Source organism: Corynebacterium sp. H113 (assembly GCF_037572315.1).
In the GTDB taxonomy this organism is placed as follows: Bacteria; Actinomycetota; Actinomycetes; order Mycobacteriales; family Mycobacteriaceae; genus Corynebacterium.
Genome location: NZ_JBBHKZ010000002.1, coordinates 551,473 through 572,170 on the forward strand (window position 1 = coordinate 551,473; position 20,698 = coordinate 572,170).

19 protein-coding genes and 1 riboswitch are annotated in these 20,698 nt (G+C 56.3%); of the genes, 11 read left to right on the forward strand and 8 right to left on the reverse strand.

Annotation, left to right across the window (positions count from 1 at the left end; genetic code table 11):
* Positions 1-6 precede the first annotated feature (6 nt).
* The 3 genes from WG938_RS03730 to WG938_RS03740 are packed head-to-tail and all read left to right on the forward strand — an operon-like array spanning position 7 to position 4,054.
* Positions 7-1,392, forward strand: coding sequence for a M18 family aminopeptidase (locus WG938_RS03730; protein ID WP_339977693.1), 1,386 nt, complete (start codon positions 7-9; stop codon positions 1,390-1,392).
* Positions 1,389-2,741 carry a M20 metallopeptidase family protein gene (locus WG938_RS03735; protein ID WP_339977695.1) on the forward strand — a complete coding sequence of 451 codons (1,353 nt, stop codon included), beginning with the start codon at positions 1,389-1,391 and terminating at the stop codon, positions 2,739-2,741. The genes WG938_RS03730 and WG938_RS03735 overlap by 4 nt, the downstream gene beginning before the upstream one ends.
* Positions 2,738-4,054 (forward strand): alpha-amylase family protein, encoded by a 1,317-nt coding sequence (locus WG938_RS03740; protein WP_339977697.1) that lies wholly within the window; start codon positions 2,738-2,740, stop codon positions 4,052-4,054. The genes WG938_RS03735 and WG938_RS03740 overlap by 4 nt, the downstream gene beginning before the upstream one ends.
* Before the next feature lie 106 nt (positions 4,055-4,160).
* Here WG938_RS03740 and WG938_RS03745 read toward each other — a convergent pair whose 3' ends face one another.
* Together WG938_RS03745 and WG938_RS03750 are read right to left on the reverse strand one after the other, a co-directional pair.
* Complete coding sequence (locus tag WG938_RS03745; RefSeq protein ID WP_339977699.1) at positions 4,161-4,427, reverse strand: hypothetical protein; 267 nt, start codon at positions 4,425-4,427, stop codon at positions 4,161-4,163.
* A 115-nt stretch (positions 4,428-4,542) separates the two neighbouring features.
* A complete protein-coding gene (locus tag WG938_RS03750; protein WP_339977701.1) occupies positions 4,543-6,492 on the reverse strand; it encodes a hypothetical protein in 1,950 nt (649 codons plus the stop codon).
* 46 nt (positions 6,493-6,538) lie between these two features.
* Positions 6,539-6,686: riboswitch (TPP riboswitch) on the forward strand.
* On the opposite strand from WG938_RS03750, the gene WG938_RS03755 reads away from it, so the two are divergent.
* The 4 genes from WG938_RS03755 to WG938_RS03770 all read left to right on the forward strand — a co-directional run bounded on the left by WG938_RS03755 (position 6,686) and on the right by WG938_RS03770 (position 10,099).
* On the forward strand, positions 6,686-7,336 hold the full coding sequence (locus WG938_RS03755; RefSeq protein ID WP_339977703.1) for an ECF transporter S component: 651 nt from the start codon (positions 6,686-6,688) through the stop codon (positions 7,334-7,336). Its footprint overlaps the riboswitch before it by 1 nt.
* 6 nt (positions 7,337-7,342) lie before the next feature.
* Entirely contained in the window at positions 7,343-8,839 is a 1,497-nt protein-coding gene (locus WG938_RS03760) for an ABC transporter ATP-binding protein (RefSeq protein ID WP_339977705.1), read from the forward strand.
* On the forward strand, positions 8,836-9,594 hold the full coding sequence (locus tag WG938_RS03765; protein WP_339977707.1) for an energy-coupling factor transporter transmembrane component T family protein: 759 nt from the start codon (positions 8,836-8,838) through the stop codon (positions 9,592-9,594). Before WG938_RS03760 ends, WG938_RS03765 begins: the two co-directional genes overlap by 4 nt.
* A 7-nt stretch (positions 9,595-9,601) precedes the next feature.
* Positions 9,602-10,099, forward strand: a complete 498-nt coding sequence (locus WG938_RS03770) for a hypothetical protein (RefSeq protein ID WP_339977709.1) — start codon at positions 9,602-9,604, stop codon at positions 10,097-10,099.
* Between the two features lie 14 nt (positions 10,100-10,113).
* Here WG938_RS03770 and WG938_RS03775 read toward each other — a convergent pair whose 3' ends face one another.
* A complete protein-coding gene (locus tag WG938_RS03775; RefSeq protein WP_339977711.1) occupies positions 10,114-10,725 on the reverse strand; it encodes a hypothetical protein in 612 nt (203 codons plus the stop codon).
* A 59-nt stretch (positions 10,726-10,784) separates the two neighbouring features.
* On the opposite strand from WG938_RS03775, the gene WG938_RS03780 reads away from it, so the two are divergent.
* Together WG938_RS03780 and WG938_RS03785 are read left to right on the forward strand one after the other, a co-directional pair.
* A complete protein-coding gene (locus WG938_RS03780; RefSeq protein ID WP_339977712.1) occupies positions 10,785-11,681 on the forward strand; it encodes a YdcF family protein in 897 nt (298 codons plus the stop codon).
* A gap of 116 nt (positions 11,682-11,797) precedes the next feature.
* Complete coding sequence (locus WG938_RS03785; protein ID WP_339977714.1) at positions 11,798-12,985, forward strand: acyl-CoA dehydrogenase family protein; 1,188 nt, start codon at positions 11,798-11,800, stop codon at positions 12,983-12,985.
* Positions 12,986-13,013: 28 nt separating this feature from the next.
* Here WG938_RS03785 and WG938_RS03790 read toward each other — a convergent pair whose 3' ends face one another.
* A complete protein-coding gene (locus WG938_RS03790) occupies positions 13,014-13,814 on the reverse strand; it encodes an NAD-dependent deacylase (RefSeq protein ID WP_339977716.1) in 801 nt (266 codons plus the stop codon).
* Positions 13,815-14,023: 209 nt separating this feature from the next.
* Here WG938_RS03790 and WG938_RS03795 point away from each other — a divergent pair, with 209 nt between their 5' ends.
* Complete coding sequence (locus WG938_RS03795) at positions 14,024-14,350, forward strand: metal-sensitive transcriptional regulator (RefSeq protein WP_445228202.1); 327 nt, start codon at positions 14,024-14,026, stop codon at positions 14,348-14,350.
* Between the two features lie 7 nt (positions 14,351-14,357).
* On the opposite strand, the gene WG938_RS03800 is transcribed toward WG938_RS03795, so the two are convergent.
* The 4 genes from WG938_RS03800 to WG938_RS03815 all read right to left on the reverse strand — a co-directional run bounded on the left by WG938_RS03800 (position 14,358) and on the right by WG938_RS03815 (position 18,453).
* On the reverse strand, positions 14,358-14,927 hold the full coding sequence (locus tag WG938_RS03800) for a suppressor of fused domain protein (RefSeq protein WP_339977718.1): 570 nt from the start codon (positions 14,925-14,927) through the stop codon (positions 14,358-14,360).
* Between the two features lie 57 nt (positions 14,928-14,984).
* Positions 14,985-15,551 carry a DUF402 domain-containing protein gene (locus WG938_RS03805; protein WP_339977720.1) on the reverse strand — a complete coding sequence of 189 codons (567 nt, stop codon included), beginning with the start codon at positions 15,549-15,551 and terminating at the stop codon, positions 14,985-14,987.
* A gap of 441 nt (positions 15,552-15,992) precedes the next feature.
* Complete coding sequence (locus tag WG938_RS03810; RefSeq protein ID WP_339977722.1) at positions 15,993-16,820, reverse strand: Rv1157c family protein; 828 nt, start codon at positions 16,818-16,820, stop codon at positions 15,993-15,995.
* Positions 16,821-17,226: 406 nt separating this feature from the next.
* The gene (locus WG938_RS03815; RefSeq protein ID WP_339977724.1) at positions 17,227-18,453 is read right to left on the reverse strand and encodes a TsoY family (seleno)protein; all 1,227 of its coding nucleotides are present in this window, start codon (positions 18,451-18,453) and stop codon (positions 17,227-17,229) included.
* A gap of 307 nt (positions 18,454-18,760) precedes the next feature.
* On the opposite strand from WG938_RS03815, the gene typA reads away from it, so the two are divergent.
* Complete coding sequence (gene typA, locus WG938_RS03820) at positions 18,761-20,677, forward strand: translational GTPase TypA (RefSeq protein WP_339977726.1); 1,917 nt, start codon at positions 18,761-18,763, stop codon at positions 20,675-20,677.
* Positions 20,678-20,698: the final 21 nt, after the last annotated feature.

The window sequence follows — 20,698 nt, forward strand, 5'->3', positions numbered from 1 at the left end:
GGGTATATGAGCACGGATTATTCGGAATCAAGTTCGGTGGTAGCGGACTCACCAGCGCATAAGCACTGTGAAGATCTGATTGACTTCGTGGTGGCGTCACCAAGTTCGTACCACGCAGCAGGTGAAGTGGTTCGGCGCATGGTCGCAGCCGGAGCCACGTACGTTACTGAAGCAGACCCGTGGCCTGCTGCAGCGGGCACTTACGTGATGCAACGCGGTGGTGCTGCTGTTGCCTGGATCGTTCCGCCAGAGCTTGCCGACGATCCCGCCACGTGGGGCTTTTCTATTGTCGGGTCGCATACTGACTCGCCGGGGTTCCGGTTGAAGCCGAATCCTGTAGTCACCTCAGCAGGATATGCCCAGGCTGCCTGTGAGGTTTACGGTGGTGCATTGCTGGGGGCGTGGACCGACCGCGAGATTGAGTTTGCAGGTCGAGTCGTTGATGTCGACGGTGCCGAGCACCTCGTGCGTACCGGCCCAATTGCGCGTATCCCACAGTTGGCAATTCACCTCAATCGAGCGGTCAATGAGGAAGGGTTGAAGTTGCACCGGCAGCGCCACACAGTGCCCATTATCGGGCTGCTGCCAGAATCCGGGTCGGCTGCTAAAACCAGTATTCATCAGGCTATTGCTGCTGCAGCGGGGATGGAGGTGGAGCGCATCGTCGCATGGGATCTTATTTCGTGTGATACCCAGCGCCCACGAACCTTCGGTCTGAACAACGAGTTCCTCGCGTGCGGGCGCCTCGATAACCTCCTCAGCGTGCATGCATCTCTCGTTGCTTTCGAGAACATGCTGGCTACCGGCACACCTCCGGCCACCAACACCATTCCAGTTCTCGTTGCTTTCGACCACGAAGAAGTGGGATCTGCCTCTACCACTGGTGCTGCGGGGCCACTGCTTGCCGACGTGCTGACACGAATCGCCACCGCCGCCGGAGCAACGGGGGACATGACTCAGCGCATGTATCGACGCTCCGTCTGCTTGTCCGTCGATGGTGGACACGCAGTTCACCCGAACTATGTGGAAGAGCATGAGCCCGGGCATCATCCGCAGCTCGACGGCGGACCTGTCCTAAAGATCAACGCTAACCAGCGCTATGCCACCAATGCAGTGGGACAAGCATTGGTGGAGCGCGTCGCAAAGCAAGCATCGGAACGGATCGGCGAGACTATTCCGGTGCAATATTTCGTGTCGGCGAACCATAAGCCGTGTGGATCAACCATTGGGCCGATTACGGCAACACGGCTTGGTATCGAGACGATCGATCTTGGCGCAGCGATGTTGTCAATGCATTCACCACGAGAACTCTGCGGAGTGAAGGATCCGTGGTGGATGATGGAACTCATCACTTCGTTCTGGACCACGACGACCATGGGGAGCCACACGTGACCGAGGAGACTGCGACTACAACGACCGATGTTCGCGCGGGAAGTACCACGTCCTTTACGGTGCCAATGGAAGAGGTAGTGGAGTGGCGTCGCCATTTGCACGCCCACCCAGAGCTCAGCTTCCGCGAATTTGAGACTGCAGACTTCATTGAAGAGCTGCTGCGGGAATGGGGGATCACGACCGTTCGACTGACCCCTACGAGCGTAATTGGCACCATTGCCGGTACTGCAGGCGACCCTGAAACTGGGCGCGTAGTAGGCTTCCGCGCTGATATTGATGCACTACCTGTCCAAGAAGAAACAGGTTTGGAGTTCGCTTCCCGCAACCCGGGCGTTATGCATGCCTGTGGACACGATGTGCACACGGCCATGCTGCTCGGCACCGCCAAGATTCTACAGAGCATGCGTGACCAGTTGCATGGCAAGGTGGTGTGCATTTTCCAGCACGCCGAAGAATCCCTCCCTGGTGGCGCTCGCGAATTGGTGGCAGCGGGCGCTGCAGACGAGCTCGATGAGGTCTACGCTTTCCATGTCGCACCACATCCAGTGGGGCACGTCGGTATTTGCCGAGGTCGCGTGTCCACGATGTCGGGGATCGTGTCCATCGGCATTCGCGGTCGTGGTGGACACTCCTCGAATCCGCAGCTGAGCGTCGACCCTGTTCTTGTCGCCAGTGAAGCGACGATGCTGCTGAACACTATTGTCAGTCGAAACCTCGATCCGAGGCACATGAACATTGTCAACGTGGGTGCGTTGCATTCCGGCGAAGTCGGAAACGTCATTCCAGATACCGCGAGGCTGGAAGTATCCATTCGCTCTGTTGACGAAAGTGACTGGGAGTCAATCTGTCATCGGATCGAAACGTTGGTCAACGGCGTTTGTGCAGCTCATGGTGCTCAGGCGAATTTCGAGTGGCAAATTCCTTACCCAATGGTGGTCAATGCAGACAGAGCTTCGGATCGTGCTTGGCACGCTGCGGTCAAGGCCATTGGCGAACATCGAGTGTTTGCGGCTGAACCATGGTCGCCGTCGGATGACTTTTCCTATTTCTCCCGTGAAGTCCCTGGCTGCTATATGTTCCTCGGTGGCGGCGGTCCGGAAGTGGGCATGCCATTTTTCCTCCACAACTCTCGGTTCGATGTCGTTGAGCGTGCCATGAATGCCGGAGTTCGGGTGGAAGTGCAGATTGCTCTTGATGCACTCGCCCCTGGATTCCCAGCTGCACCGGAAATGCCACAAGACTGCGAGAATCGCATGGAGCCTGCAGGAATACTGCCGCCACGACCTGTGAAACCAGGATTCGGCACTCCACAATCTAAGGCTGCAGAAGTGGTAAAGAGGAAACTATGAGTAATAACACTGTCCGACCTTCTTCGGAGCGCGTGCCAAGCCCAGCATGGGTGGAGCATGCAATTGGCTGGCACGTGTATCCGCTGGGTTTTGTCGGTGCACCAATCCACGAACACGAAATTGCTGTGCAGTCCGCTCCTGGCGCTCCAGTTGAGCATGAACCGCGTTTGAATCGTATGTTGCCGTGGCTCAACTACATCCAGGGAATGGGCTTGAATGTCCTGCAGCTGGGGCCCGTTTTCGAATCGACGAGTCATGGTTACGACACGCTCGATTACTTCCGTATCGATCCCCGGCTTGGTACTGAGGACGACATGGTGCGATTGATCGCGCATGCTCATGATCGAGGAATCAAGGTACTTTTCGACGGCGTGTTCAACCACATCGGCTCCCAAGCTCCGATGTTCCGTACTGCACTGGAGGATCCTGATTCGTCGGAAGCCGAATTGTTCGACATCGATCGTTCGGTTAATCCACCGTCCGCACCGTGCTTTGAAGGCAACTTCGATCTGATCGAGTTCAACCACAAGTCGACAGCGACGAAGGAGTTTGTTGCCTCGGTCATGGATTACTGGTTGGCACGGGGTGTCGACGGCTGGCGTCTAGACGCTGCTTACGCGGTAGATCCGAAGTTCTGGGCCGAAATTCTTCCTGGTTTGCGTGAGAAGTATCCGCATGCCTATTTCTACGGTGAAGTCATTCATGGCGACTACCCGAATATTGTCCGAACCTCGACTTTCGATGCCGTCACAGAGTACGAGCTGTGGAAGTCAATTTGGTCTTCGCTGAAGGAGAAGAATTTCTTTGAGCTTGAGTGGACTCTCAAGCGCCACAATGAATTTCTCAAAACCTTTGTGCCGTTGACATTCGTTGGAAACCATGATGTCACGCGCATTGCGTCCAAGGTAGGGCAGGACAAGGCTGTTCTGGCATTGACTGTTCTTATGACCGTTGGTGGCTTGCCAGTGGTCTATTACGGCGATGAACAGGGCTATACCGGGGTGAAGGAGGATCGTGCTGGTGGTGATGATCAGGTTCGCCCATTGATGCCACCTTCTCCAGACGAATTGTCGCCTATCGGAGAGTGGATCCTGCGGGCACATCAGCAGCTGATTGCTTTGCGACGTCGTCATCCTTGGTTGCACACCGCCATCACGGAGATCACCGAGGTGGCTAACGAGAAGTTGTCCTACGTCACCAAGGCAACGGATGGTAGCAACAGTCAGCTGACTGTGACGCTGAGCATCGACGGTTCACCAACCGCAACCGTCGCAGTAGGGGATTCCGTCGATTTCCGTTTCCCGGCATCCTAATTCATAGCCACAAAAACTAATACGGAACACGACAAAACCCGCTCGACTCGGTCAATGGACCGTCGCAGCGAGCGGGTTTTTGGTGAGATTTTGTCTAAGCGGAGCTTTACTGAGCAGCTGGCTCAGCAGCGCCTTCTGCAGGAGCTTCAGATTCTGCAGCAGCTTCCGACTCGGAAGCGGACTCAGATTCAGCGCCCGACTTCTTGGTGTCTTCCTTCTTGGAATCCTTCGAGCCGGTGCCCAAAGGCTTTTCAGCCTTCTCCTGGTCGGTGACCTTAATATCCGAAGGCTGCTCATTCGGTGGCGAGCAAGCAACCAGGGCTGCAGCGGCAATAGCGGTAGCGGCGATGGCGCCAACAAAGCGGTTACGCATGAAATGGACTCCTCTTAGAAAGCTGAAAAAGCTGTGCACGTTGTACCTGTGGCTATTAGTTCACGAGTACATGCGTCTTCACGAATGAGATTCTTACAGACATTCTAGTAGATTCTCAGGGATTAGCGGGAACCAGCGGGCCAATCGCCCCCGCGCCGACGCACAAAACAGCATGTGGATCCGCCTTCTCAATATTCACACGGAAGGTGTTTCCGCCACCAGAAACGGCGACCCAACGCCTGGACAACTCGGTCCCGACATGGACCGCAGTGGATCCATTGCGTGTTTGCTCGTCGTTCTCAAATGGATTGGGCAGGCTTAGCCGCACATCCATTGGGGATGATGCGGTTGCGTTGAACTCAGCCACCCAATCGCCAAGCTTGATGATGTCCGACATCGGGATATCCACCTGCGCCGTACCCGAAGCATTCGCCTTAACTTCGGTTCCACATTCTGAAACATCTCCTTGGGCGATGCGCGTCACCGGTGTTACCGCGGCGTCAACAACGGAACCGTCGTTGGAGAACATTCGTGGCTTGTCTGTGACACGTGCAAATGCCGGACGCTTATCCTCGCTAACATCTGCGAAAATTCGCGAGTAGGTATTCGCTGGTGCCGCGACTGGCAGGAGTACTTCAAATGGCACTGACTGATCCAAAATGGTCGGACTGTCAGCACGTGCCTTTTCCAACGAAGAGTTCGCGGTCTCGAGCCATTGCTCGGTTGTGTCTTCACGCCACGCGTTGCGGAACGTGACGACGGAGACCGCTGACGACAACCCCAACGCAATGACCAACACCAAAATCAGCTCACGAGTGCGTTGCGGAAGTGGCGGAGCTGAATGTTCAAAGTTGATCCCCATGAACGACGCTGCGATAGCAAAACCGAGCGCAAGTGCGACATCAGCGTAGTAGTGCAGGGTATGGGCGAGAACATCAGAAGTGTGAACTCCGGAACGAACAACCGTCATCACCAACAACACGGTGGTTGCGTATACCAGCCAGCCGAGCCATGGTGCCCACGCGCGACTGTCCCGACCGACACTGACTGCAGACGTCAGAAGAATGAGCATGCCACCGATAGCAATGAGTCCAGTTGGTGCCGCTGCGAATGGCTGCCCTGGTGCCCAGCGATCCCATAGCCAGGGTCCGCCTGCGAGCCCAGCGAGGAGCTGACCGAATCCGTTGAAGAACAGCTCCATGCGAGGTGTCCCTGCTGTCTCACGCGCTGTGTTCAGTGATGTCACCGCATACAGCACCGCCCAGAGCACCGTCAGCACACCGGTGACGAGCCACAAAGTGCGGCCACGGTGCAACACCTTTCCAATCCGCTCCCGGCGCATGTACGCCACAAAAATCGTGACCATGAGAGCCACCGGCATCACAGCGAGGGACTTTTCAAAGAAACCACACGCGAGCATGACCCCAACTGCAGCAATGACCAAACTGGTGCCACTCAATCGACCGGGCTGTGTGGAAGGTACGTTCTTGCTTTGCGACGAATCGTCGTCAAGCGAAGATTCCGCGATCGGGGCAAAAGAGATACGGATGGCCAATGCGGTGAGTCCCGCCATCGCAATGTGCATGGGAAGCGCGTTGATACCGGCGGACCACCACGTCGACCCTGGCAGGGTGAGTGGTGTCAGCATGGAGATCGCCAATGCGCCGAGTGCGACCCAGGTACGGCCAGCAATGCGGCGTAGGGCTGTGGCCATCAAAATTGTGGCGAGGGCTTGTCCCACCAGCATTAACGTGGCGGGCAGCCACCATTGCCATGGTGCGATCTGGTTGACCAACCCTTGCACGAGGAATGACAGGGGTGCGAGATGGCCATCGTGTTCTTGAAGCAAAAAATCAGTGGACCACGGCGAAGTATGTGCGCCACGGCCCACGATGATGAAGTCGTCCCAGTAAAAAGTGCGACCAGTTAACACCCAGACACGACCGAGAAGCTGCGCCACCACAATGAGGGCAACCCCCACCATCCATTGCTTCGGCGTCAAAGTCTGAAGCTTAGAAAGGCTGCGAGGATGCTCAAGTGCTGTTGCGTCACGCTGTGCGGTCATAAAACTAAACATAAGGGAGGTATGCCCTAGGTGGTAGCATTCAACGCGAAATCCACGCGGGAGTTCTAGCAGCTTTCTTGTCCAACGCGGCAACAAGGCACGAAGAACTGAGAGGAAAACACGGCTCAGGCTGTTTTTGACCGCTAGAACCTGTCCGGGTCATGCCGGCGAAGGAAGCTGGGAGGCTTTTTCCATGAGCAATGTGAGCAACGACAAAGCGTCGACATCGACACCAGTGGCTGGAAAGTCAGCGCAAACATCGCGATTGTCGTGGCGAGTGATTGATATTGTCACCGCGGCTGTTCTCGGCGTTGCTGTTGGTTTGGTGTTCCTGGTGTGGAACATCGTTGGCGGGACATGGTTTGAAGCGCTGGATGCAGTGACCCCTGGCTTGGGCGGACTCGCCGTAGGTGTGTGGCTGTTGGGTGGTCCGCTGGGCATGTTGATTATCCGCAAGCCAGGCGCTGCCATCTTCGTCGAGCTCATTGCTGCATCTGCATCCGCAGCGTTGGGCAGCCAGTGGGGAATCTCCACGCTGTACTCGGGTCTGGCACAGGGACTGGGCGCGGAATTGATCTTCCTTCTGTTGATGTACCGCAAGTTCGGCCTCGGAGTATCGATGTTGTCCGGTGCTCTCGCGGGATTGGGAGCTTTCGCCCTCGAGCTGTTCACCTCTGGCAACCTTGCTAAAGCACTTGAGTTCAAGATGATCTACGCTTCGACTCTGTTCATCTCGGGTGCAATCCTGGCTGGCCTGGTTGCGTGGTTGCTGACTCGTGCGTTAGCCAAGACTGGAGCACTGGACCGATTCGCTGCCGGCCGCGAGGTGCGTGGCGAAGTCTAGTTCACCATGACCGTCGTTGTTTCTGCCCGAGGGTTCGGGTGGCGTCATGCAGGACGTCGTAAAGCTGCCCTCTACGATGTCACTTTCGATATTCACGCGGGCGAGAAAGTGCTATTGCTCGGCGCATCGGGCGCTGGAAAGTCGACCCTGCTTGCGGGGATCGCAGGTGTACTTGGAGACGACACCGACGGCGAGCGCATCGGCACTCTCACCGTGCACGGACACCCCGCTGAAAGCATGCGTGGCGTGGTGGGCTTGGTGCTGCAGGATCCGGATTCGCAAGTGATTTCGGCTCGCGTTGGCGACGATATTGCCTTCGGTGCTGAAAACCTTGGCGTGCCTCGCGACAAGATTTGGCAGCGGGTGCGTCGGGCAGCTGAGATCGTTGGGCTGGATGTGCCACTCGATCACCCGACGGAACAGCTATCTGGTGGACAAAAACAGCGACTCGCTATTGCCGGGGTATTGGCGATGGGCGCAAAAGTGATGTGCCTCGACGAGCCCACTGCAAATATCGACCCTGCTGGTGTCACAGAGCTTCGTGACGCCGCTTTGCATGCAGCACACACCACTGGTGCTGCGCTGGTCATTGTGGAGCATCGAGTCGATACCTGGATTGACCATGTCGACCGTGTGCTTGTTGTCGGTGACCAAGGCACGATCATTGCAGACGGCGCGCCGACAGACATTATTGCTACTTACGGAGAATCCCTCAGGGCAGCGGGTGTGTGGCTCCCGGGTCCTGCACCAGAGGTTTCCAGAGCACGCACCGTGGCAGATACTGCCGAGTGGGCATTGCGGACGGATCACCTCACCATTGGTTACTCCGCGCCGGTGCGTAGCGACCTCAACATCGAGATACCTGCTCATGCCAGTACGTGTCTGGTGGGGCCGAACGGCAGTGGAAAATCGACACTGGCGTTAACCCTCGGTGGCCTCTTGGCTCCGTTGGCAGGGACGGTGGAGGCATCGGAACAGCTGCGTCGTAAAGCAAAACCAGAGCCAATTCGGTGGAAATCCAAGCAGTTGGCAACTCGCATTGGGAATGTCTTTCAAGCTCCAGAGCATCAGTTTGTGGCGGCGACCGTGCGGGAAGAACTGGAGCTTGGGCCGCGTTTGGTGAAAGATCCGGACGGTTTGGAGCGAGTGGATGCGCTACTGGAACGACTTCGACTGTCGCACCTCGCAAATGCGAACCCCTTCACCTTGTCAGGTGGAGAGAAGCGCCGACTGTCAGTGGCGACGATGCTTGCTACTGCGCCGGCAGCTGTCATTCTTGACGAGCCGACGTTTGGGCAAGATCGGCTGACATTTGTGGAGTTGCTGAAGTATTTGCGTGAGTTGGTCGACAAGGGAGTCACCGTAGTCTCGGTAACGCACGATCCGTTGGTGGTCGCGGCGATGGGCGATCGAGTTATTGATGTGGGTCGGCCGAGCGGCGGTGGCCATGACACATCAGGACGTGACAAACCGAAACGTGGCGAAGGCGAGGTGACCCCATGAATCTCCTTGCTGGAACGAATCCAGTCGCCAGAATCATCGGCCTGATGCTCATGACCACCCCGCTGCTCATCTCCATCGACTGGGTCTCTGCGGCGGTGGCGCTGGCTTTCACCATCGTGCTGTCGCCTCTGTGTGGCTTGGGACTAGGTGCACTGGCGCGCCGGGCGTGGCCAATTCTGCTGGCAGCGCCGATCTCCGGCATTTCGATGCTGTTGTACGGCGAACCCGGCGGCAGAATTTACTTCGAGTTTTGGCTTGCCACGATCTCGGATAATTCCATTTCCTTGGCATTCGCCATCATGATGCGCGTGCTTGCTGTTGGTTTGCCGGTCATGGTGTTGACCGCCAATACTGACCCCACGGATCTTGGCGACGGCCTCGCGCAAGTCCTCAAGCTCCCTGCGAAGTTCGTCATTGCTGCGGTGGCGGGCGTTCGTCTGATGACGTTGTTCGTCAACGATTGGCACGCTCTCACCCGCGCCCGGCGCGCACGAGGCCTCGGCGATGACGGCAAGATTCGTCGCCTGTTTAGTCAGGTTTTCGCATTGTTGGTATTCGCGTTGCGTCGTAGCGCGAAGCTGTCGACGGCGATGGAAGCACGCGGTTTCGGCTCGTCAGTGGAACGGACGTGGGCTCGCGAGTCGTCGTTTAGCACTCGTGATTGGGCTGTCATTGCAGCCTGCGTCGGGATTGCCATCCTGGCAATCGCGGTCGCAGTGTGGACCGGGCAGTTCCGTTTCCTCGGGGTTTCATAGGACGCATATGATTTTGCTTGTCGACGGTCGCAGTGGTTCGGGGAAGACGACTTTTGCCTGCCATCTGCAGGGCGTTCTGGGGTGGCCAGTACTACACGTGGAGGATATGTATCCCGGCTGGTCTGGGTTGGCGGAGGCATCTGACCTCATTGCAGAGTCAGTTTTGAATCCAGCGTTACCGGCCGAGCGTCGGGGTTTTCACCGCTGGGATTGGTACGCCTACGATTTTGCGGAGTGGGTGCGAACGCCGTCGTCGGCAAGCGGTTCGCTCATTGTCGAAGGCTGCGGGGCGCTGACCAAGGCCAATGTGGCTGCAGCCCGCGGGATTGGCGACGGGGAAGCGTGGGGTGTGTGGTTGGATCTCGACCGTGAGGCACGTCGTGCGCGTGCGCTCCGCCGCGATCCGGAGTTTGCCACGCATTGGGAGATGTGGGCGGAGCAAGAGAATGCTCATTACTCAGCCCATGTTCCGTGGGAGTTGGCTGACTGGATTGTGCGACGCTAGTGGAGTTGAAAGGCCTAGCTGCGCGATGATGCGAACTGGGACAGGAGTTCTTTCCACATTGCTTTTGCACTGTCTCGAGCTTCAGCACTGTCGAGTTTGTTGTGATTCACGGCGAGCCCGGCCTTGGCAACACCATCTTTGCCCGGCTTCTTGTCCTGAATGACAACATCCACCCGTGTGCCGTCGGCCATGGAACAACGCCAGTACCGCCACTTCTCGGTATCGGATATTGAAGGTTTGCCTTCGATGTCAAGCGCTCCAGATTCAATGACCTGATTCATGAAAGCATTGAACTCATCGCGCACCGTGGTCATATCGCCGGGCAGAGTTTTTGATGCCGATGCCGACCAGTCACCAGTACAACGCTGGCCAACTTCCCGGCGACCAATTGCTTGCTCGTAAAACACTGTCACGCCTTGTGCCCACCACGGGGCATTGGTCTGGACAGCTGGAGCGCTCGCGTGGTGATACGCCTCAATCTCCGGCAGCACGAGGTAGACGATGTCCGTGTGAGAGGAGTTTGAGGCTGATTTCTCATTGAGCCACTCAACCCACTCTGAGCCAGACTTGCCAGTCGGAATGAGAAAACGATCCCGGTTAGTTGAGTTCATGTCAGTTGAGTTCACGTCAGCAATTTTATGGTGTCGCCACAGGTTTCGGGTAGAGCCAACCTAGACTTAGGGCTATGTTTGCGCATTCACCTCTCGGCAGCCACGTGCTACGTAGTGTTGCCGTGCGCAACACCCTTGCCGTCGGTACCAGTGCATTCTCGGCACTCCTTCTGAATTCCGGAATTCGCACGCACCTCGATCCACTCATGCGTCCGCCACGGTTGCCGAATCGTCGACCGACTTCATGGCAGCTCACAGCAATGGGCGCAGTCCTGGGAATTGGGATGGCTGTTGCGTTACCGATCCGTCGTCACGCCGTTGCCAACGCAACGGCTATCGCTTATCTCGGTGCAAGTGCTACGCCGGGATTTGGCCTCCCCGTTTTCGAGTTCATTCGCCGAGGTTGGTCATGCCGGAGTAGGGGAGAGGCATCCACAATTGTGGTTCTCGGTTGCGCTTTACGTAACGACGAACCGTCAGAGCTATTGCGCCGTCGACTGGAAAAGGCCGTCGCCGTAGCTCGCAGGCAAGATGATCCCGACTCAGTGCTGTTCATCTGCAGTGGTGGAGTGGGTTCGGATACCGATACGAATTCCACCAAATCGGAAGCGGATGTCATGGCAACGTGGTTACGGGATCGTGGCTGGGTGCGAGTGGTGAAAGAGGAGCAATCAGCGAATACGGTGGAAAACCTTCGCAACTCTGCAGCGCTCGGTGTTGTCGGTCGTGTCATTGTGGTGACAAGTGACTTCCATGTGTTGCGCGTGACTAAGAATGTGCGCGAAGCTGGTCTGGCCTCTGCGGGGCAATTGTGGCAGGTAGAAGGTGCTCCGACACCATCACGGTTCTGGGCAACGTCCATTCTGCGAGAGTTTTTGGCCCAGCCGGTCATGGTGGCGCAGTGGGCGCAGCAGCGGGGCCAGAAGTGGGCACGGCAGTGGGCGCAGCAATCACATTCGGGTGAAAAGTAGTCGTTTCTCCCGAAAAACTCCCGGCTCCGAAAAAGTCGAACTACCATCGGGTGAGGACTTACGCATTGCGCCTTCATGAGCGTGCAAAACGTACATAAGACTACGGAGGATTATCCATGGCACTGACCCCAGGCTTCGACCTTTTTGAGCTTCCAGAAGAGCATCAGGAACTGCGCGCAGTTATCCGTGATCTCGCCGAAAAGCAGATCGCTCCACACGCAGCTGAGGTTGACGAGAAGGAGCGTTTCCCAGAGGAAGCTCTGAAGGCGTTGAACGAGTCGGGCTTCAATGCAATCCACGTACCAGAGGCATACGGTGGCCAGGGTGGCGACTCCGTTGCGGCTTGTATTGTCATTGAAGAAATTGCTCGTGTCTGTGGTTCTTCCTCTCTGATTCCTGCAGTGAACAAGCTGGGCACCATGGGCCTGATCTTGAAGGGCTCCGAAGAGCTGAAGCAGGAAGTTCTGCAGGACATCGCAAACGGCGACATGGCTTCTTACGCGCTGACCGAGCGTGAAGCTGGTTCAGACGCAGGCGCAATGAAGACCCGCGCTGTCCGCGATGGCGACGAGTGGGTTTTGAACGGCTCCAAGTGCTTCATCACCAACGGTGGCATTTCGAAGTGGTACACCGTCATGGCAGTCACCGACCCAGAAAAGGGTGCAAACGGCATCTCTTCCTTCATGGTTCGTGCTGATGACCCAGGTTTCCGTGTCGGTGGCCTGGAGAAGAAGATGGGCATCAAGGGTTCCCCCACCGCAGAACTCTACTTTGAGGACTGCCGAATCCCAGCCCACCGCATGGTTGGCGAAGAGGGCACCGGTTTCAAGACTGCTCTGGAAACCCTCGACCACACCCGCCCAACCATTGGCGCACAGGCACTGGGTATCGCCCAGGGTGCATACGATTACGCCGTGGGTTACGTGCTGGAGCGCGAGCAGTTCGGCAAGCCAATTGCAGCTTTCCAGAACACCCAGTTCATGCTCGCTGACATGCGCACCAAGATCGAAGCTGCCCGCCTTATGGTTTACACTGCAGCATCCAACGCTGAGCGTGGTCACGCAGAAGGCGGTGCAAAGCTCGGCCTCATGGCTGCAGCTGCTAAGGCATACGCATCTGACGTGGCTATGGAAGTCACCACCGATGCTGTCCAGCTGCTTGGTGGCTACGGCTTCACCCGTGACTTCCCAGTTGAGCGCATGATGCGTGACGCGAAGATCACTCAGATCTACGAGGGAACCAACCAGGTCTGCCGCATGGTCGCTGGTCGCCAGGTTCTCAACGAGGCAAAGAACCGCCACTAATCACGTCATCTGATGAAGGCCCGTGAACTTACTGTTCGCGGGCCTTTTTCACGACGTCGACAAGCGCAGGAAGCCCCACCGCAGCCGTGGTTTGCCAGAAGTGCGTTGCGTGCGGAGTGAAATCAGTTTCTTCCGGAGAAATCTCGACGACCGGAATACCAGCCTCGACCGCAGTCAGTGGTAATCCCGCAGCAGGGAAGACGACACCCGATGTGCCCGTCACGATCATGAGTTCAGCCTTCTGGCTGTACATTTCGGCTTCCATCCACGCAGCTTGTGGGAGTGACTCGCCAAACCACACCACTCCTGGACGGATAAGACCTGCCACGCAGCGTTCGCAAAACGGTGGCATGAGCTTCTCGACGGGCTCGCGAGGAGGATCAGGCTGCTCAGCTGGGGCACCACAGTGGTCACAGCGGAAAGCAAATAGGCTGCCATGAAGATGCGCTACATGATCGCTTCCTGCCCGTTCATGCAGGTTGTCGATGTTCTGAGTGGTGACGTGGCCCCAGCCGGGGCCGTCGGAAAGCAGCTCTGTCCACTTTGCGATAGCTATGTGACCAGCGTTTGGCGTGGCGTTTTGGACTTTGCTCATGCGCCACAAGTACCAGGGCCAGATGCGGGATGGATCACGTCGCCATGCATCGAAATTGGCCATGGCAATCGGGTCAACTTTGGACCACAAGCCAGTTTGCTTATCTCGAAAGGTTTCGAGACCTGATTCGGCGGACATTCCGGCCCCGGTGAAGAACTCAACGGTGTTCGCAGCGGTAGCGAGTTTGGCAATCGAGCCAGGCACAGCCGGGTGAGTCTGAGGAGAGGTAGTCATACCGTCAACGGTACGTGCAGTACTCACGAACTGCGGATATATTCATGAAATCGCGAATTCTAAATTGCAGCCACGTCAACTAATGTGGAGAAGAAATTAAACCCGCGCAGTAATGCTTGTTCAATAAAGTAGTACCGTGAGGGGTATTAGGCAGTATTATTCTTGAAATGCAGGAGAACACCAGCGTGGCCAACGTGATTAGCACTGACATGGGTAGCTTGTCATCGTCAGACGGCTCCGAAGAAAACCCATCCGCAGGAAATAGCATCGATCCGACGTTCGATGGAGAAGCGCAGCGCCGTGCCATTATTAATCGGTTGAAGCGCGCAAATGGCCAGCTCGCGGGCGTTATTGCGATGCTGGAAGACGACCGCGATTGCCGGGAAATTGTCACTCAGCTCAGTGCTGTGTCCAAAGCGATTGACCGAGCAGGCTTTAAGGTCGTCTCGTCATCTATGCGTGGTTGCCTCAATGGCACCGACAATGGGCATCTGACCCCGGATGAGATCGAGGATCTCTTCTTGCGTCTGACGTAAGTCACTCTTACACGACGCTGACACGGTGCGGATCAGCGAAAACCGTACCGTGACTTTCCCATGTTTGTCGCAGCTCCGGCACTCCCTTCGCTCGGGCGAGCGCAAACTCGTTTGCCGTCGCCGGAACCGCTTGCAACATGGTGACAGTTTCCCCACCCGGCGCAGTTACGTCCGGAACGTCTGCATGAATGAGCACGAACCCGGTGAACCGCGACCCCGCCCACAATGGGCTGTTGAAGTCGAGCAGTGCGTCTTCCTGCAGAACGAGTCCTTCAATGCTTGGCGACGCCGCCAGCATCGCTAACGGCCTAATAATCTCGTCGAGGCCGTTGTTCATTTCGACGATAATCTCCGCACGAGGACCCGTCGTAAAGTCTGGGGTCATGTCGTTCGGATCCGCCATCGGTTCCGCCGAGCAGCCGAGTGACGCGTACGTCACCACACCTTCGGAGTCAGGACCAAAACGCAGCAGCGTCATCGGAGTCGCACCCAAAAACGTGAGCTGTGCCTCCGCCGGATCGCTATCCTCGTAGAATCCGCATAATTGCTCGCGAACTGCGGTAACGATGGCGTTCATGTGGTGTGAGACTCCTCTAGCTGGTGGTATGTGGCAGGGGCGCTGAAAAACGGTACTTTACGACGACCCCATGGCCGGCATCAACGACACATCAGTTGCCCAAGCGATGGGGTATCCCAACGATCGTAACCACCCATCAATGTCGTTGTTATGGTGCGCAATACCTGCGACCGCTGAGAATGCTGCATCCATGGCGCGAGTGGCTTGAGCTTCGGTAATGAAACCATGGACAAGAGCTTTGCTGAGCTCGTCTGTGTCTTCAACTACGACGGTGCCATCTGAGCGTTGCACGATGTCAAGGTACAGATCAGTTGTACGCCACATGCCTGGTCGGTCTGATGTTGCAGCATCAGGGTGGTCAATATCGACGATGTCCAGGTACCGAACGTGCTCTGTTTCAACTTCAGGGCGGAAGTGAAAAATGCTGGCCCTGAGGCCGTGTGCCGGCAGGAGGTAGGACTCGAGGTAGCCAAACTTGGGATGGTCCATCCCTCGGCGCATGTAGAGGCAGCGGGGAGCGACTAGCTCGTAACGATCGACGAAACGCACGAACTCCTTGGGATCGGTGTTCGTGCGCTGTGTGGTGTCGAAAACCTCGTGTTTAGGCGGATGAGCGCTGGGCATGCACTCAACGATAGTGAGGTTTTTAGCCATATAGGTGAAGAATCTGAAATTATGCGAAACGAGCGTTAGTTCTTATCCGAAAATTCCGAATAGCGGACGCTTGCTTACTTGTGGCTGATTTTCTGGGCAGGTGCATCGATTCTGTTCAGGGACCATCGCCATGACCTGATCGATGTGGGAGCCACAGCCGCCCCAGGTGGTTTTGTGGCATTTTGGGCATTCAACTGGATAACACATAGGGGGAATAGTACCCACAGGGGTATAAGGTGGTCTAGTTTTCGCCCGGGAAAATTGGCCGACAAAAAGTGGTCTTCCTCACATGAATTGCGCGGGGTGTGAGACGGGAAAGCCCGCCGTGTCACTCAATTCTTCACCGTGAAATTCGGGAGAGTGACAGGGCGGGCTTAAGTAGCTCGGGGAGCGGTTGCGAAGCTGTGAAATCTAGAAGCCGAACTCTGGCAGCGCTGGAACCTGTGGCAGTGCTGGAGATTCAGGCATTGCTGGCATCGCTGGCATTGCAGGAGACTCAGGCAGTGCTGGGAACTGTGGGCTCGCTGGGGCTGGGGTTGCTGGGAGCTGGCCCATGCCAACTGGGATAGCGGCTGCAGTTGGAGTGTAGTTGCAATCTGCTGGTCCGCTGGACTCGTTTGCGGTGATGCCACCTTCAAGGAATGCAATGACAAGGCCATTGCCCGTGTTCGCAGTGCCATTGACGGTGGATGGGCCGCTTTCAGCGTTGATGCCGTTGTTGGTTAGCTCCGTGGTGCCGTAGTTGCCGTTAGCTGCGTTGATCCAATGGACGCGCATGCTGGTGTTCTGGTGTGGAGCCAGTTCCTTAGTGCCAAGTCCGGTGAAGATGAAGCCGGTCTGACCTTCGCCAACGCCTGGCAATGGGAGTGGTGCTGGGCCTGGCACAGCAGTAGCGAGGCCGATCGACCGGGACTGGCCGTCAATGCAATTCTCGGCGGCAGTGGGGATAGCGAACTGGACGGTAGCTGGGCCGTTCTCTGGAACCTCGAAGCCAGGCTCTCCGCCACCTTCGCCGGTGAGGAAGTCGATTGCCTTGTTGATGCCGTCACGAATCTCGGCTGGGACACCAGGCTGGTTCACCATGTCACGGACTGTGCCGTACACATTTGGAGATGCAGCCTGTGCGAAGTCGAGGGATGGGGAAGCGCCTGCAGATGGGACAGCGCCCGCGAACAGAAGTGCCGATGCGCCAAGTGCGACAGCGGTGCGACGAATAAGTGTGCGTCGATGGGAGACCACGGTGAAGACCTCTCGGTAGTCGGGAGTGTGAAGAATCGAGAGCCATCATAAGACGGAAAGTGAAAGTGAGTGAAATATTTGCAGGAAAAAGGTTTAGAAAAATCTCAAGAAGTTATCAGTGAGTAGTGGCGTGTCGAAAGTGAATCAATGTGACTGAAGTGATAATGGGTAACTGTTGAGATTTACGTAAAACTGCGATCTGGCACCATTTCCCAGTGGGGACTTTAGGAAAGTCAAGCCTGGCGCTATCGCTGTGAACTTTGTTCAAGCCTGTCATTGTGGAGCCGTCGGGTCGCTATGGGGTGTGGGAATACGCAAAACCCCGCACTTTCCCGGATTAATCAGTTTGGGGGTAGTGCGGGGTGATCGTGGGGTGAAATCACATCACGGTAGTTTTGCGTGAAGTTTAAGCGCGCTGCTCGCTGCCAATCTTGCTGTTGCGGGACAACTGGTTTCGGAACAGGGTGACCATTGCCCAGATGGTGATGGCTGCGACGGTCGCAATCAGGGTGATGGCGATGTAGTACGGAGCGGAGAACTTTTCAATGAGATTGTTCTGGACGATGCCAACGTGGAGTAGGAACATCGACAGGACGCTCAATGCTACACCTGGGCAGATCAGGGTAAATGCTGCTGGAGACGCCGTCTCGTTGCTGAGAACGAACTGCTTGTAGAAGCCATTTTCGCGCATGACCATGTGGCCGAGACCAAGGAAAGTTAGCTGGACCATGACTGCGGCAGCCAGTACAACCAAAACGAAAATTGTGGTCTTGGGGTGCTCAACAGGGCCCTTCGGGCCAAGGTCGGCCAAAGTATTCATGCCGTGACGAAGGCGGAGGAATGTAATGCCCAGCAGTGTGGTGACTGGAACGGTCAGCCAAAGGGTGGCTGAGTTCTGCAACGATAGCCCGTAGCGCATCATGCTTGCAGCGCCGATTGGCATGAACGCAAGGAAAAGCAAGACGGTGATCGCGGCAAAGAATAGCGAGCCGAAGATTGCGATCATGACTACCCATTTGTTGGTGCCCATTGCTGCTGGTGCTGCGAAACCGACGGCGATCATCGACATTGCGAAGACTGCGAGCAGCTGGTTCAGGCCGCCGTTTGCCTTAAAGTCAAAGCCTGCATTGATGACGCGCTTCAAATAGATGGTCATGTAGTAGATGGCAAGAGCGCCAACCGCTCCGTACATGATCAGAGCAAACGGCATGAAGGACTGGATAATGTCCCAGAGGCCTGGCACATAAGCCATCATGGCGACGAAAATGCCGTTGACGGACATGCCCAGAGTCAGTGGCACGGCCATCAGGGTGACCTCAGCGTTTGATGAGCGCAACTGGGTGTATGCCGAAGTCTTACGGAACGCGAAGAATTCGCGCAAGTTCCAAATGAGTAGGAAGAAGTGCATGAAAAGGAAGATCGTCATGCCGACATATCCCACCCACACGGACGCCTTCAGGAACGCGTTGCCGTCGTTATATGCCGACCAAATGCTTTCGAACGTTGGCATAGGGGTATCTGGATGTGGCGTGACATGCATGAACAGCATGAAGAAGAACACGGACATGCCGCCGAAGCCGAGAGCGGCCAAGAAGTACAAAGGCGAATACTTTTCGCCGAGATTGCGGATCATTAACGTTGGTCCTCACTATCGGTGAATTCTCCACAATGCTGGAGGGGATGATTCTCTAATACCCCACGGGGTATAGCGGCCAACCATAATGATGTTGGCGAGCCCACGCCAAAAAGGGGTGAAAATATACCCCCGCGGGTGTTTTGTCGTAAGTGTGGGGCGAGCGTAGGGGGCTGATCACATTTAAACAAGTCGCTAGATACTCGGAACTAGGAGTAACGTGTATGACGCTCTAAAGCTGCAGGGCATTGCGCCCGTGGCTTATGCACGTCCATCTTTTCAATAATTAATAAGGAGCTATCCGCCTGTGAGCGATACTGAGTTCCGCAATGTTGCCATCGTTGCCCACGTTGACCATGGCAAGACCACCCTCGTTAACGCCATGCTGGAGCAGTCCGGCGTGTTCGATGACCATGGGGAAGTCGCTGACCGCGTGATGGACTCTGGTGACCTGGAACGTGAAAAGGGCATCACCATCTTGGCGAAGAACACTGCAATCCGTCGTAAGGGTGCAGGCAAGAATGGTGAAGACCTGATCATCAACGTCATCGACACTCCTGGTCACGCGGACTTTGGTGGTGAAGTGGAACGTGCTCTGTCCATGGTTGATGGTGTCGTGCTATTGATCGATGCGTCTGAAGGTCCGTTGCCACAGACCCGCTTCGTGTTGGGTAAGGCTTTGGCTGCGTCGATGCCGGTCATTATTTTGGTGAACAAGACCGACCGTGCGGATGCCCGTATCGACGAAGTCGTCGAGGAAGCTCAGGATCTACTTCTGGAACTTGCTTCCACTGTTGAGGACCCAGAGGCTGCCGAAGCCGCTGAGCGCAACCTGGAACTGCCGGTGCTGTACGCATCAGGCCGTGCTGGCAAGGCGTCCACTGTCAATCCTGGCAATGGCAATCTGCCAAATTCCGACGATTTACAGCCACTGTTTGACGTCATCACGGAAGTTCTGCCGGAGCCTTCCGCTGATGTTGATGCTCCGCTGCAGGCTCAGGTCACCAACCTGGACTCCAGCTCCTTCCTTGGCCGTATCGGTCTGATCCGTATTCACAAGGGTCGCATCAAGAAGGGTCAGCAGATCTCGTGGATTCACTATGACTCTGAGGGCCAGGAGCATATCAAGACAGCAAAGATCGCCGAGTTGCTTCGCACCGTTGGCGTTACCCGCGTGCCAACCCAGGAAGCAGTCGCAGGTGACATTGCGGCAATCTCGGGTATCGACGAAGTCATGATTGGTGACACCCTGTGTGCGGTCGATAATCCGCAGCCATTGCCACGAATCACTGTTGATGAGCCTGCTATTTCGATGACGATTGGTGTCAACACCTCGCCACTGGCTGGTAAGGGCGGCGGTGATAAGTTGACGGCTCGCGTCGTCAAGGCTCGCCTTGAGCAGGAACTCATCGGTAACGTGTCGCTGAAGGTTTTGCCAACCGAGCGCCCAGACACGTGGGAAGTTCAGGGTCGTGGCGAGATGGCTCTGTCCGTGTTGGTGGAGACAATGCGTCGTGAAGGCTTTGAGCTCACCGTTGGTAAGCCACAGGTAGTGACCAAGATGGTCGATGGTAAGGTGCATGAACCATACGAGCACCTCACCATTGATGTTCCTGAAGAGCATCTTGGTGCGGTCACTCAGCTCATGGCGGCACGTAAGGGCCGTATGGAGCAGATGGGTAACCAGGGTTCCGGTTGGGTTCGCATGGAGTTTGTTGTTCCGTCGCGCGGCTTGATTGGTTTCCGTACGACGTTCATGACGGAAACCAAGGGCACTGGTATCGCTAACCACTTCTCGGCTGGTTATGACGCATGGGCTGGCGAGATCAAGGATCGTGCATCAGGCTCACTAGTGGCTGACCGTTCGGGTCAGATCACGGCCTACGCACTGCTGCAATTGTCGGATCGTGGCACGTTCTTCGTTGAACCGGGCGATGAGGCATACGAAGGCATGGTCGTTGGTGCCAACCCTCGCGATGAGGATATGGACATCAACATCACTAAGGAAAAGAAGCTCACCAATATGCGTGCAGCATCTGCTGATACCACCGTGACCTTGGATAAGGCTCGCTCGTTGACCTTGGATGAAGCCATGGAGTTCTGTGGTGGCGACGAGTGTGTTGAGGTCACCCCTGACGGAATTCGTGTTCGTAAGCTGATCCTGAACGCAACCGAGCGCGGTCGTGCTCGTTCGCGTGAAAAGGCACGCAACAAGAACGCCTAGCTCAATTCTGCTGCCAAACGC

Excerpts from the sequence above, each read along its gene's own strand:
- WG938_RS03730 (WP_339977693.1), top strand. The coding sequence starts at position 7 with ATGAGCACGGATTATTCGGAATCAAGTTCGGTGGTAGCGGACTCACCA.
- WG938_RS03740 (WP_339977697.1), top strand. The coding sequence starts at position 2,738 with ATGAGTAATAACACTGTCCGACCTTCTTCGGAGCGCGTGCCAAGCCCA.
- WG938_RS03745 (WP_339977699.1), bottom strand. The coding sequence starts at position 4,427 with ATGCGTAACCGCTTTGTTGGCGCCATCGCCGCTACCGCTATTGCCGCT.
- WG938_RS03750 (WP_339977701.1), bottom strand. The coding sequence starts at position 6,492 with ATGACCGCACAGCGTGACGCAACAGCACTTGAGCATCCTCGCAGCCTT.
- WG938_RS03755 (WP_339977703.1), top strand. The coding sequence starts at position 6,686 with ATGAGCAATGTGAGCAACGACAAAGCGTCGACATCGACACCAGTGGCT.
- WG938_RS03760 (WP_339977705.1), top strand. The coding sequence starts at position 7,343 with ATGACCGTCGTTGTTTCTGCCCGAGGGTTCGGGTGGCGTCATGCAGGA.
- WG938_RS03765 (WP_339977707.1), top strand. The coding sequence starts at position 8,836 with ATGAATCTCCTTGCTGGAACGAATCCAGTCGCCAGAATCATCGGCCTG.
- WG938_RS03770 (WP_339977709.1), top strand. The coding sequence starts at position 9,602 with ATGATTTTGCTTGTCGACGGTCGCAGTGGTTCGGGGAAGACGACTTTT.
- WG938_RS03780 (WP_339977712.1), top strand. The coding sequence starts at position 10,785 with ATGTTTGCGCATTCACCTCTCGGCAGCCACGTGCTACGTAGTGTTGCC.
- WG938_RS03785 (WP_339977714.1), top strand. The coding sequence starts at position 11,798 with ATGGCACTGACCCCAGGCTTCGACCTTTTTGAGCTTCCAGAAGAGCAT.
- WG938_RS03790 (WP_339977716.1), bottom strand. The coding sequence starts at position 13,814 with ATGACTACCTCTCCTCAGACTCACCCGGCTGTGCCTGGCTCGATTGCC.
- WG938_RS03795 (WP_445228202.1), top strand. The coding sequence starts at position 14,024 with ATGGGTAGCTTGTCATCGTCAGACGGCTCCGAAGAAAACCCATCCGCA.
- WG938_RS03800 (WP_339977718.1), bottom strand. The coding sequence starts at position 14,927 with ATGAACGCCATCGTTACCGCAGTTCGCGAGCAATTATGCGGATTCTAC.
- WG938_RS03805 (WP_339977720.1), bottom strand. The coding sequence starts at position 15,551 with ATGCCCAGCGCTCATCCGCCTAAACACGAGGTTTTCGACACCACACAG.
- WG938_RS03815 (WP_339977724.1), bottom strand. The coding sequence starts at position 18,453 with ATGATCCGCAATCTCGGCGAAAAGTATTCGCCTTTGTACTTCTTGGCC.